A 12239-nucleotide genomic window follows, 5' to 3' on the forward strand; every position below is an offset into this window, starting at 1 on the left:
AAATTTATTCGTTCGCCTGGCCTTCTCCCTCTTGTCTAAAAAACCTTGGGTCATATGGAGATTCTGAACGTGGTACAAAATAACCACCTTTTCCTGCTTCATAGCCTTTCATATAAGGGTTATAGGGGTCAATTGGAAGAAACCCATACCTAACACCTGCAGGATGATAGCCTACTCCCATGGAGCCTGGTAATTCTGCACCCTGATAACCAAATATTGGCAAATCCTGATTAAACGTTATTTTTTCAACATAATCAAACGCTAAATTCCCGTTAGTATTTAAGCTAATACCCACCTGTTCTGACTTAATACCCCCTAGAAATACGATATAATCAGGAAGGGTGGATGATTGTATTTGATAATTTTTAACGAGCATTTTTCCTAAATCTTCTAAGGTTACTTCAACTCCTAAATTTTTTAAAGTAACTTTTTCAAGCTTAATTTTATATGGCGTAACAAGTTGATAATAATTATTCACCAACAAAGAAAGTATTCCATCATCTACATCTTCAGATTTGTCTTTACACCCACAATCAGGATCGATTTCAGTGGTCAAAGATTTATCATGAATATTATCAGTGTATTCTGTCAATAAAATTCTTGTTTGTCCTTTTGAAAAGGAGAAAAGTCTTTTATCAGTAATCGTGATATCATATTCACGTACCAATTGATAAACAACCAAAGTTTTACGCCCACATTCTGGCGCTTTAAACGTAGTTTCCTCGGTCTCGGTGGTTGCATATTCAAATTTCACCTCAATTCCTGTCTTTGCTTTTATTTGGGATTCAATTGAAGCAATCCCTTTTACACCAACACTGCCTTTTAGCAAGGATTCTAAATCCTCTCTTTCAGTTTTAGTAATACCTACTTTTTTCTCAATTATTCTTTTTTTGTCTTCACCACACGCTATGGAGCGACTTAAAAGTTGTACCCATCTTTCAAATATTTTCCCGGAAATCCGGACTTTTTTTTCTAACTCAAAATTGAAGCTACCTGCTTCATGGGTATTTGTGAAAAAGTTTATCATAATCGTTAAGTTTTTATTTCAGCAAATGGTGATGTACCGACAGCTTGGAAATTCTATGTTAACGCCACTCAATATTAAACCTCAATAAAGAAACAAAATTATTTTGTTAATACAAAAGTGGATCGCCATCTCATGATTTTGCCGGTAAATTTTCTTAACTAAATTTTGCTGCATAGCCGGGACGTTGTACGCAACACCCCCAACGTACCTGCGGGAGGACACGTTGCTGGAAGGAGCTGTTGTTGATTGATGGACAGGTGTTTGGGTACGAGCCGCGGTTGGCGGGCTGTGACGCCACAAAAGCTGGCAGGTATCCATAATGATGGTCAACAATATGCCGCCACAAATGTTGTAAACTTATGGCTACAAAAAAACATTTCCCCACCAGCTATGCTGCCATAGTAAAACGGATGAAGCGCATACAGCCAATGCAGTATGGCAACACCAGGAACTTTATTGATGGGAAGGTAACCTGGCTCTCACCCTATATTTCACGAGGTGTAATCAGCACCAAACAGGTTTTTGATCTGGTATTGAAACAGCAGGATATAAAAACATACGGTGTGTACAAGTTGATACAGGAGCTTGCCTGGCGGGATTTTTTTCAATTAGTATACAAATCTCTTGGCAATGATATCCTCAAAGACATCACTTACAAACAACCCAATGCAAAATACAAAAGCATGCCCTATGCAATACAGCATGCAACAACAGGCATTACAGTTGTAGATGAATTATTAGAGCGCTTTTACAATACAGGTTACCTGCACAACCACGTGCGCATGTACATAGCATCCATCACTTGCAATGTCGCTAAAACCTATTGGTTACAACCTTCCAGGTGGCTGTATTATCATTTGCTTGACGGGGATATTGCGAGCAATACGTGTAGCTGGCAATGGGTTGCCGGCGCATTTTCATGGAAACAATATTATTGCAACCAGGACAATATTAACCGTTATACACATACTCAACAGAAGGATACATTTTTGGATAAACCGTACGATGTATTGGTAAAGATGGATATGCCTGAAGTGTTTAAAAAGCGTACTACGCTTAAACTTACTACTACCCTGCCCAAAACAACAACTCCTCAAATCAATACAGCACTGCCAACACTTATTTATAATTCTTACAATCTCGACCCATTGTGGCGAAAGAAAGAAAAAGCCAACCGCATCCTGTTACTGGAGCCATCGCACTTTAAACAATTCCCGGTAAGCGATGATGTTATTACATTCGTTACCGGCCTGGCGGCCAATATAAAAGGCATACAAATTTTTAGTGGTGAAGTACAGGCCCTTACAGCGATGTATAAAAAAGCAGGCGTTTCAGACCCGGTGTTTATTTCCAAAGAGCATCCGTCGTGCAATCATTATCCCGGCACAAAAGATGAAAGAGACTGGATGTTTCCCGAAATAACCGGCTTTCATCAATCTTATTCGGTGTTCTGGAAAAAAGCTGACAAACTGCTTAAGGCAATGAAATAAGGATGTTAACATTTACCAGCGCCAGGTGTGCTTCCCGGCATCGTCTTTTCCTGTGCCTTTGCAGCATAGCCGGGAACGTTGCGCCTGGCTGAGTACGTTCATTGCTCCGTAGTACGCAACGTCCCTGGCAAACGCACTGGCCCGCAGGAGACGTTGCTCGGAAGGAGGAAATTAGATTTGCTATCGTTAGTATTGCTTATATTCAGGAGATGAAATACGTTGTTCGATTAATGCTAACCCTTTTTTTAGCAATGGTAATTTATTTATTAATTTATCGGCTCTGCTTTTCAAACGAATTTAGAAGTGCCGGAAGTGAAGCAGAATGGATATCACTATTGATTGCTTTGCTATGCGGCATTGTGTGCTGGTTAAAAATAGAGAACATCTCTGATAGTGCCGGAGGGTACATGGCTGGCTTAGGCATATTGGGTGCTTTTGTTGGTTTGATGACAGGTTTGTGGGCACCAATCCTATTATTGAAATCAAATAATTTAGCCCCGCTGTTTGGAATGCTGATCTTTACGCCGGCCGGTTTATTAACAGGGGTGGCATTGGGGGGCACGCTGTGGAAAAAGAAGAAAGATTTACCTGCCCTGTAACAAAAATGTTATAACATCATTCTCGTCCGCTTTTGCTTCCGTGGTTGGTGCATCTTCCTTCACCGGAAATCCTTTTCTTTCCAGCAACGTCTTTTTCTCACCAACGTCTTTTCTTTCCAGCAACGTCTCTTAACAGGCTTTTGCAGCATAGCCGGGGACGTTGCGTCGGGATGATTAAGTTCGTTGCTCCGTAGTACGCAACTTCCCTGGTCAACGCACTGGCCCGGGAGGAGACGTTGCCGCGAAGGAGGAGAAGCTAATTTTTTAAGCCACCATCTGGTTTCCTGACCCACGTGCAAATTGAACGAACTGTCTTGTTATAAAACAGTTTTACACAAATACTTGCAAAAGTAAATTTTTATTGCATTATTGCAGTTCAGCCGCTGGCCGGGATACCTGCCGGTGGCGCCCGAATGGAGATGTTGACATAGGTGATTATTGAGGAGCACCCATAATGGCAATAAAAAAACTCATTTCTCTAACAGCCTGCAAAAAAACAACCGCATGACTCCTTACCGGCAAAATATTATCAACAGCTATTCTTATATAATGGCTGCCCAATTTCTTTTGTTCAAGGGCGCATTCATGATACACATCGACGTAGGAATAAAAGAAATGGACTATTACCTTGAGCATGCTGAAGGAATCGACACGAGCATCTTCGATGACAGCGATGACGTTATGGTGAAGACAATAACGTCGTGTATTGACGACGCTGGGATTTTGCTGAATGAACTGGAAGAAAGAAATCAATTGTTTATAGACGACCTTGATGATAGTGATATTGATGAACAGTACGAAGAGAAAGGTAAAAAACAAGCGAAGGTTAATAAAGATATCGGACTTGTCATTTTTGCGTTGAGTGTGGAAGTACTCAGTCGTACAGAAAAAGCGATAAAAGCGCTTTGTGAAATAAAAAATGAAATGCATCCTGCCAACATTAAAGATGAATGGCATTATGATGATGATAACATACAGTTAATTGCAGCTTTTTACAGGAAATTGTCTTTGCTGGTGGAACACCTGGAGAAAGAAACAAACTCAATTGTCGCAAAAAGAAACTGGTAATATAACTGACATTTACCATTTCTTCCGGCAACGCTTCTTTTTTTCAGCAACGTTTCTCAACGGGCTTGTGCATCATGGCTGAGGAGGTTGCGCCTGCCCGAATATGTTTGTTGTTCCGTGTACGCAACCTCTCTGGCCAACGCACTGGCTCGGGAGGAGACGTTGCCAGGAAGGATTCATTTTGTACCAACCACAGAAGCGGCAACATCTCTCACCGGGTGTTTGATGCATAGGCGAGGAAGTTGCGCCAGGCTGATTATATTCGTTGCTCCGTAGTACGCAACGTCCCTGGCCAACGCACTGGCTCGGGAGGAGACGTTGCTGGGAAGATTCATTTTGTACCAACCACAGAAGCGGCAACATCTCTCACCGGGTGTTTGATGCATAGGCGAGGAAGTTGCGCCAGGCTGATTATATTCGTTGCTCCGTAGTACGCAACGTCCCTGGCCAACGCACTGGCTCGGGAGGAGACGTTGCTGGGAAGAACAGGCAGTATGTTTGTTGCTCCGTAGTACGCAAGGTCCCTGGCTACCTAAATGGCCCGCAGGAGACATTGCCGGGAAGGAAAAAAGTTGTTTTACAGGTTATATAAGTTTTTCATTGCCGCTTACCGTTTTCCCAAAATTGCAAACCCAAAATCATTGGTTCCGTGGTCGGTGCGTGTTCGATCTCCGAAAATAGTTTCTTCCCGTGGACCGGTGCCCCGGCTTAGTGCAAGCATCTCCTCAAACTGTTGAAGGCTGGCATTTGGCGCAAGGGTGTAGCGCTGTCAATGGGCGCCAGCTATCCTTGTGCCGTTGCCGGCTCTGCAAAGTAAGACATCCCAATAATTCACAGACTTACTATTTTTGATTGCGCTGTTATTATGATTGCTGCAATGGCTGCATTATTATTGGTAGAGAATTTGTTGTCTGGCACAAGGATAGACAACGCTCCATACCCGCCCTACACCCTTGCGCCAACGCAGACTTCACTTTAGTAGAACGCTTGCACCAAAAGTGTGTCAACGGAGACTTCACTTCAAAGCAGCCTTACGCCAATGGGGGGTGTGCTTCAAACCTGCTCCCATTTTATTCAACGAGTGAAAAGAAGGGATCAATTCTTTCCATTCGTGACTCATCATTACTGCGAATGAAGCGCTTCGTCAGTAACGTTTAACTATATCGAAGAGAAACCGTACAGGCTCACCGATCACTCCACTGGCTGCTCTTCTTTTTTTTAATGCATCGGATTTATAATAGGCAAAGGCTTTGGCCGAATCTGTTATGGCCGTTACCAACGATACCTTTTTATTGTCGTGTGCATCATGGGATATTACCCTAACTGTTATTCCATTATCAATCCTTTCCTGCTTACCCTCTTCAAATGCTTTTTGCCATGCATCCCAGTCTTTTACAGCAAACGTGGTTCTCGACCGCATTTTTGAAGGGATGACAACGGTATCCTGCCAAACGGCTGTAATAATAGAGATGGAAGGTGCCCCAATTACGCCGCTCTTTTGCATGGCCTGCTTCAGGCCGGGGCCTTTGGAAAATGCTTTTGCCTTTGCCACATCATCTATTTTTACAGCCACCATTACCGTGTTGCTGTCTTGCATGCTGCGGCCTATAACATAGTTGTGTATGCCGCTGGCCAGCCGCAGGGAATCATGTGCATCGTAACTGGCCAGCCATTTGGTAAAATTAGCCACCTTGTGTGTTACTATCATCATGTTTTGGGGTGTAGTAACGATGGTATTTGTCACGGGTGCCGCAGTGGTGGCGGAAGGTGGGGCACTAACCGTTGCGGAGGAATCCATGGCCGCTGTTTTTTTAGTGGCGCCTCCTCCGCAAGAAATTAAAAAAAATGCAATGGCTGCACAAAATAGCAAGCCGGTAAATTTAGACTGCTTCATTGTTTTTGATTTTAGTTTAGTAATGAATAAACAAAGACGGGGGCAGGGAAGGCCATGACAAGCATTACAAGAAGGAAAAGAGGTAATAAATATAGCAATATTAAATTGTTTGCAACTTTTTTATTCAGACTTCTGCTTCCCTGGTTGGTATATTTTATGTATCGAAAGCCTCCCTGGCGCAAGCAGCTCCTCAAACTGTTGAACGCTGGCAGCTGACGCAGGATGTAGCGCTGGCAATGTGCGCCAGCTATCCTTGTGACGTTGCTGGTTTAGCAAAGTAACATTTGCAGTAATTTACGGGCATACTGTTTTTGTTTGCGCTGCTATTATGGTTGCCGCAATGGGTGCATTATCATTGCTAGTAAATTTGTTGTCTGGCACAAGGATAGACAACGCTCCTTCCCCGCCCTACATCCTTACGCCAACGCAGACTTCATTTCAATAGACCGTTTGCGTCAATTGAGGGACACCGACCTTGGAGATCGAAGCGTTTACACCAACCACGGAGGCAGATTGCCGATCCTACAACAACCTAAACAAGCCCGGTAAAATACCGGGCTTTAATTAGGTAGGTTTAATTATACGGAAGCATGAATGGCACCCTTCTTTGTACTATTTTTCCCCGCTTTCTTTCCGGGTTTAAGTATCACTTTTGTCCATCCTTTGTCTCTTTCATCAAAATGTTGGTAAGCTTCCGGAGCCTCATCAAGTGACAGTTCATGGGAAATTATTGAAGATGGCTTTGCTTTGCCGGATGATATGAGTGCGCAAAGCTGCCGGTTGTACGATTTTACATTGGCCTGGCCAGTGGCCATCCGCTGGCCTTTCATCCAGAATGAACCAAAGTCGAAATCCATATGCCCGTTTTTCTGCAGTTCTTCCTTTGATTTTGGGTCTTCTTTTACAAATACACCTACCACACCAATGGACCCGGTTGCTTTAACAGCCTGTACAAGTTCGTTCATCGTAGTATTGGAATGCTCCCTGCCATGTTTATCGCAGCATTGGTAGCCCACGCATTCACAGCCCCTGTCTGCACCTTTACCATCTGTTAATTCCAGTACCTGTTCCACAGCGGAATGTTTGGAAAAGTCAATAGCTATAGCACCCATTTCTTCTGCAAGCTTCAGCCGGTCGGCATGATTGTCAACAACCATTATTTTTCCTGCTCCTTTGATTGACGCCGAATGAGCCGCCATTAGTCCTACCGGGCCAGCTCCATAAATTACCACTGAGTCGCCGGGCATCACACCTGCCAGTTCCGTTGCATGGTAACCAGTGGGGAAGATGTCTGAAAGCATTACATAATCATTCTCTTTTTCTTTCGCGTCTTCCGGCAATCTAAGACAATTAAAGTCACCATAAGGTACCCTTAAAAACTCCGCCTGCCCGCCACTGTAAGGCCCCATACCGGCAAAGCCATAAGCTGCGCCAGCCATTTTTGGATCAGGGTTCATGGTTAGGCAAAACCCGGTGAAGCCAGATTCGCAGTTTTTGCAATGACCGCAGCCAATATTAAATGGCATGCAAACCATGTCCCCCACCTTGATCTGGGTTACTGCATTTCCTACCTCTATTACTTCACCCATGTTTTCGTGACCGAAGATCCTTCCTTTTTCCATGTTTGTTCTTCCTTCATACATGTGCAGATCTGAGCCACAAATATTAGTAGTGGTAATTTTAACCAGTACATCCGTAGGCGCTTCAATTTTGGCATCAGGCATTTCTGCAATCCTGACATCCCGGGGCCCGTAATAAACTAATGCTTTCATACTTGTTGATTTTTGTGTTTGAAATGTTGTTTAATAATTTTAGTTTGCCATTTTATTAACCGTGTAACGCCTTTAATAAGCATCCACGTTCATCCACCCTTCCAACTTTCTGCATTTTTGCTCTTATGCCCGGGCATACAGGCAATTTGAATTTATCCTGTAGCTCAAATCAGCAGCAGAAAATCAGGTAAAAAAACAGGATGGTATTTTTATAAACGAAAGATAACTGTTAAGAGAAATGAGTAATGAAACGACGATTTATAAACAGATTAAAAACATGCCATAGATTTATCAGCTACTGCCAGTAAATTTCCTGTAGAATATTGTTCTCAGAAACCCCTTACCGTAAACAGGAATACTCATTAAATCTGTATCAACGCTAAGAAATTATTAATGCCATAAATCCAGGTACCGTCCTGCAGATGCTTTCTATTTGTCCGGTGGTTTTCCCATAAACAATCTGGTAGGAAGAAACGTCGTAACCAGGAAACACCGGCGCAGAAAGAGCTTAACTTTTTGTTCCCAACTTAGCAGCAATTGTATTAGCAGTTTTCTGCTTACGTGGCCGGTGCGCCTTCCATCACCGAAAACCCCTTCTTCCCGTGGTCCGGTGTTCCCACCGCCCACGTCTTCGGTTAGAATACTTCGCCGAAATGTGTTAGTATGCCGAACTCATCTCCCGGCCCTTCGTAAAACCGTGCAGAAGAAAAGCGGTAATCTGCGGGATTACTACATAGTCAATGTGGCTGCATTGGGTTCAAATGCATGTAGTCCAGTTTTTGTGCTGCCATTTCTTTATTAAGAATTTGTATTGCCAGCGGATCTCTTAACCAGATATTATGTTTTCTGTCTACTGCTGTTACGGCGTAATTTTTTAATGCCGGATTGTTCGATGCCTTCATGTTGTCGATGAATGTTTTGGCTGTAAATTTTTCAAATCCATTCTTGGGGAACTTTTTGCCGTTCATTTTTAACTGTTCCCACAACAAGTGAATGTGATTGGGCATTATTATGTAGCCATATAATTTTACCAATTCATTTTGTACCAACCACAGAAGCGGCAACATCTCTCACCGGGTGTTTGACGCATAGGCGCGGAAGTTGCGCCAGGCTGATTATATTCGTTGCTCCGTAGTACGCAACGTCCCTGGCCAACGCACTGGCTCCGGAGGAGACGTTGCTGGGGGAAAGTTTGCAGCACTGTGACTGAACTTAATTGGGATGATAGCGGGTGGAGGGATCACCTTCGGGCGAGAGATAATCACCAATTTCGTCAATTTCATCTACGTTGCCGATTCCTTTTGGATTTAATCCATATTCATTTGCTCCTACATCGCCGTCGGCAAAAAGCATCCAGAAAGCGTAAAAGGGAATTAACTGGTACCAGCCCTTGTTGCCCCTGTCGTGGCACCTTTTTGATCCCTGGGCCCATAGCAGCCACAAAAGCGGCACATACCCCAGCAATAAAAATTTGGCAGTTTCACTTCCGCCTTCAGTAAGCAGGGTTATAGCCACTGATGCTGCAACGTAAATAAGGTACGTTAAACCATACTCGGTTCGCCTTATACGCCCTTCAAATGAAAATGGTGCTTTAAACATGGTGTCAGGTTTTATCAGGTTTACTTATTATACAATCTGTGTCGTACTCCTTTAATACCGGTAACTCAATGTTTCGCCATGGCTTTATGTTTAATAACCACTACCTGATTTTTAATCATTGGTGTGTGCTATCACTTAAGCTAACTAAATCGTGGCACCGGCTATGCCCTTTGGTTATTACATCAGCTTTTGGCTGCGCTTCACTTTATCCTGTTGCTAAATTGCGGGTATGTTTTTGCAGTATGTATTTAGGAAGTACCTGGTTACAACATTGGCAATACTGGCTCAAATAAATCGTTGATTCAAATATACAGCTTAGCATATACCATGCAGCCTTACATTCTGTAACTGTACTATAAATGGTAATAAGTGCACCGGTTTTTACAATTGCCGCAGCATCGCCAATCTTATTTACCGGCGGGCCATGGTACATTGCCTGAAAAAAAAACCAAACTCCGTCTGGCGCATGTGTCCTTCTCCTGTGCCTTCTTGTTCTTAATCTTTAGCGAGGGAAGCTTTACATTGCCGAATAGTAGTAACAAGCTGACACTGGAAACCAGCCTGCAAAACTATCGCTTCATTCCAGCGCCTATTATATTTTCGTTTGCTTAGTGCACTCTTGCGCCTATGGGGGTACGAAGTTGCGATTGCCATTGTATTTAAAGTCGCTGGCTTTCACTTTTTATTTGCAAGTTAAATTCATTTTGCTACCCGTCGGTGGGGCGCAACCTGGGAGATCGAAGCGTTTACACCAACCATGGAAGCAGGGACTAAGCGAATTTCTTAATCGCTTCGGCACTCACCGGAGTGAAGAAGTTAATTAAATTTCCATCCGGGTCACGAAATAGTAATGAACGGTTACCCCAGGGCATTGTTGCCGGTTGCTGAACAATGTCAGTAGTTAAATCTTTAATCCGCTCGTAATCATCATCCACATTCTCCACAAGAAATTCTATAATTACGCTTTTGTTAGCGGCCGCCCGGGCTATTCCTTCTCCAAAAAAAGCCAGTGTCCGGGTGCTTCCAATTGCCAGGGTGAAGGAGTTGGTAACTATTTCAGCAAAGTCGTCTGTCGACCAATTAGCTGGTATACAGGTTGCTTTTTCAAAAAATTGTACTAAACGTTGTATGTCAGCGGTGATTATTCTTACTGATACCACATTCCTGTTTTGCATTTTCTTTTGTTTTAATTGCCTGAGAATTATTTATTTCACAAAAGTAAAATGGCGCTATGACAAGGGTATGTCAGGGGTGCTGAAAGTTTTTTTCTTTGCTGTCTAAATACTCTTTTAGTGTCAGTTTGTGCGGCGTAAACTTTTCTTCAAGCGTCATCAATTTTGAAATTCTGCTTAACCGAAACATTCTGTAATCCTTCCTCAATCTGCAATAGGCAATAAGTGTCCAGCTTTCCTCAAGATTATAATACAATGCAAATGGTTCTATTTTTCGTTCTGTTTTTTCTTGTTTGTGTTCTGACTGATAAGTAATTTTCAAAACTTTGAAATCCGTCAGGGCGTTCTGGATAAAGGTCAGTGAATTACTCATGCTTGTGCCTGGCATGGCTGCACTAACTGCAATTCTTTTGGAAAGTAAGTCTGCTTTCTCTTTTGTTGTATATAACAACACGGCTTTAATCTTATTTACCGCTTCTGTATATTCCTTACTGAGAGAACTATCTCTATTTTTCAACACCAGTTGCTCAGCAGTGACTAAGGCATTTGCCTCGTTTTCGGTAAACATCACTGGCGGAACGCTGTAACCTTCCATCAACATATACCCTTTTCCTTCCTCCGTTACAACTGGCACACCAGCTTGTTCCAATGCTTTTATGTCCCGATAAATTGTCCGGACACTTACTCCAAATTTTTCAGCAAGTTTTGTTGAAGTCAATACCCGTTTTGTTTGCAATTGGGTTAGCATTGCAGTGAGCCGTGATAGTCGTTTGGTGTCGTTATCATTCATTCTTTATTGTTCAAAAGTGGTCATTTGATGTCAGTAAGGGCAGTCGCAGGATTGCTGCCAATGGGGTGATGACAATCATTTTATTTCATCCGGCTTGAATTAATGCTGCCATTGATTGATAGTTGTTGTCCAAAAATAGACCTCATTTAATCCGGTGTACGAATTGCGATGACCGTTATATTCAAAGTCGCTGGCTTTCACTTTTATTTGTAAGATAATTCATTTCGCTACAGGTAGGTGGGCGCAACCCAGGAGATCGAAGCGTTTACACCAACCACGGAAGCATAGAACGCTTGCCCCAAAAGGGCGATAATTGTTTTCTATTTTTTGTTAAACCATTGGATAAATTCCAAAATATTATTATCCGGGTCTGCAAAATAAACCCAGGTTTCTTCGTTTTCAATCATTAACGGACCTCGTAATACAGTAATATTATTTTCTTTCAAAAACTTCAACCCTGCTTCCATATCTTCAATTTCCAAACATACATGTGGGCAAAATGGTTTTTTGATTTCAGGCTTTTGATAAGAAGTTAATAAATCCTGGATCAACTCTAATTTTGAATTGCCATAAGCTAAAAACGAATAAGCTTCCTGCTGCTCTTCATTGATACCTTGAAAAAGAAATGTAAAACCCAATTTTTCAATATACCATTTATTGGCTTTTTCAATATCCGAAACCTGGAAGGCTGCATGGTCAAAATTCATCTGCTGCTTGTTTAAATCTTATTAATATTTCTTAACGAAGTTAGTTTTTCTAAAAAGGTTACTAATTAAATTCTATTGCGTTCATTAATTCCACAAGTCCATTAAATATCCTTTTCCACCA

General features: G+C 42.4%; 12 protein-coding genes. 3 read left to right on the top strand and 9 right to left on the bottom strand.

Translation table 11 applies throughout. The annotated features are described in order from the left end of the window. Positions 1-4 precede the first annotated feature (4 nt). Complete coding sequence (locus QWZ08_RS07130; RefSeq protein ID WP_290336595.1) at positions 5-1027, bottom strand: hypothetical protein; 1023 nt, start codon at positions 1025-1027, stop codon at positions 5-7. A 359-nt stretch (positions 1028-1386) separates the two neighbouring features. On the opposite strand from QWZ08_RS07130, the gene QWZ08_RS07135 reads away from it, so the two are divergent. Then, positions 1387-2517, top strand: coding sequence for an FAD-binding domain-containing protein (locus QWZ08_RS07135; protein ID WP_290336596.1), 1131 nt, complete (start codon positions 1387-1389; stop codon positions 2515-2517). 209 nt (positions 2518-2726) lie between these two features. Then, positions 2727-3116 (top strand): hypothetical protein, encoded by a 390-nt coding sequence (locus QWZ08_RS07140; protein ID WP_290336597.1) that lies wholly within the window; start codon positions 2727-2729, stop codon positions 3114-3116. Here the strand turns inward: QWZ08_RS07140 and QWZ08_RS07145 are convergent. Further along, entirely contained in the window at positions 3102-3239 is a 138-nt protein-coding gene (locus QWZ08_RS07145; RefSeq protein ID WP_290336598.1) for a hypothetical protein, read from the bottom strand. The two genes, QWZ08_RS07140 and QWZ08_RS07145, sit on opposite strands and share 15 nt — an antisense overlap. A gap of 381 nt (positions 3240-3620) precedes the next feature. On the opposite strand from QWZ08_RS07145, the gene QWZ08_RS07150 reads away from it, so the two are divergent. Continuing rightward, complete coding sequence (locus tag QWZ08_RS07150) at positions 3621-4184, top strand: hypothetical protein (protein ID WP_290336599.1); 564 nt, start codon at positions 3621-3623, stop codon at positions 4182-4184. 1144 nt (positions 4185-5328) lie between these two features. On the opposite strand, the gene QWZ08_RS07155 is transcribed toward QWZ08_RS07150, so the two are convergent. From QWZ08_RS07155 to QWZ08_RS07185, 7 genes are all read right to left on the bottom strand, one after another. After that, positions 5329-6078, bottom strand: a complete 750-nt coding sequence (locus tag QWZ08_RS07155) for a hypothetical protein (RefSeq protein WP_290336600.1) — start codon at positions 6076-6078, stop codon at positions 5329-5331. Positions 6079-6656: 578 nt separating this feature from the next. Continuing rightward, positions 6657-7850, bottom strand: coding sequence for a glutathione-independent formaldehyde dehydrogenase (locus QWZ08_RS07160; protein WP_290336601.1), 1194 nt, complete (start codon positions 7848-7850; stop codon positions 6657-6659). A 737-nt stretch (positions 7851-8587) separates the two neighbouring features. Further along, entirely contained in the window at positions 8588-8917 is a 330-nt protein-coding gene (locus QWZ08_RS07165; RefSeq protein ID WP_290336602.1) for a hypothetical protein, read from the bottom strand. A 145-nt stretch (positions 8918-9062) separates the two neighbouring features. Continuing rightward, the gene (locus QWZ08_RS07170) at positions 9063-9449 is read right to left on the bottom strand and encodes a DUF805 domain-containing protein (RefSeq protein WP_290336604.1); all 387 of its coding nucleotides are present in this window, start codon (positions 9447-9449) and stop codon (positions 9063-9065) included. A 770-nt stretch (positions 9450-10219) separates the two neighbouring features. Beyond that, entirely contained in the window at positions 10220-10624 is a 405-nt protein-coding gene (locus tag QWZ08_RS07175; protein ID WP_290336606.1) for a VOC family protein, read from the bottom strand. A 70-nt stretch (positions 10625-10694) separates the two neighbouring features. After that, the gene (locus QWZ08_RS07180; protein ID WP_435387587.1) at positions 10695-11411 is read right to left on the bottom strand and encodes a helix-turn-helix transcriptional regulator; all 717 of its coding nucleotides are present in this window, start codon (positions 11409-11411) and stop codon (positions 10695-10697) included. A gap of 320 nt (positions 11412-11731) precedes the next feature. After that, positions 11732-12118, bottom strand: coding sequence for a VOC family protein (locus tag QWZ08_RS07185; RefSeq protein ID WP_290336608.1), 387 nt, complete (start codon positions 12116-12118; stop codon positions 11732-11734). Positions 12119-12239: the final 121 nt, after the last annotated feature.

It is taken from the genome of Ferruginibacter paludis (assembly GCF_030409685.1).
GTDB classification, from domain to species: Bacteria; Bacteroidota; Bacteroidia; order Chitinophagales; family Chitinophagaceae; genus Ferruginibacter; species Ferruginibacter paludis.

What these genes read in the sequence shown, in the direction of transcription:
- QWZ08_RS07160 (WP_290336601.1), bottom strand. Translation starts at nt 7,850, where the DNA reads ATGAAAGCATTAGTTTATTACGGGCCCCGGGATGTCAGGATTGCAGAA.
- QWZ08_RS07155 (WP_290336600.1), bottom strand. Translation starts at nt 6,078, where the DNA reads ATGAAGCAGTCTAAATTTACCGGCTTGCTATTTTGTGCAGCCATTGCA.
- QWZ08_RS07180 (WP_435387587.1), bottom strand. Translation starts at nt 11,411, where the DNA reads ATGAATGATAACGACACCAAACGACTATCACGGCTCACTGCAATGCTA.
- QWZ08_RS07135 (WP_290336596.1), top strand. Translation starts at nt 1,387, where the DNA reads ATGGCTACAAAAAAACATTTCCCCACCAGCTATGCTGCCATAGTAAAA.
- QWZ08_RS07170 (WP_290336604.1), bottom strand. Translation starts at nt 9,449, where the DNA reads ATGTTTAAAGCACCATTTTCATTTGAAGGGCGTATAAGGCGAACCGAG.
- QWZ08_RS07150 (WP_290336599.1), top strand. Translation starts at nt 3,621, where the DNA reads ATGACTCCTTACCGGCAAAATATTATCAACAGCTATTCTTATATAATG.
- QWZ08_RS07165 (WP_290336602.1), bottom strand. Translation starts at nt 8,917, where the DNA reads ATGTTGCCGCTTCTGTGGTTGGTACAAAATGAATTGGTAAAATTATAT.
- QWZ08_RS07140 (WP_290336597.1), top strand. Translation starts at nt 2,727, where the DNA reads ATGAAATACGTTGTTCGATTAATGCTAACCCTTTTTTTAGCAATGGTA.
- QWZ08_RS07185 (WP_290336608.1), bottom strand. Translation starts at nt 12,118, where the DNA reads ATGAATTTTGACCATGCAGCCTTCCAGGTTTCGGATATTGAAAAAGCC.
- QWZ08_RS07175 (WP_290336606.1), bottom strand. Translation starts at nt 10,624, where the DNA reads ATGCAAAACAGGAATGTGGTATCAGTAAGAATAATCACCGCTGACATA.
- QWZ08_RS07130 (WP_290336595.1), bottom strand. Translation starts at nt 1,027, where the DNA reads ATGATAAACTTTTTCACAAATACCCATGAAGCAGGTAGCTTCAATTTT.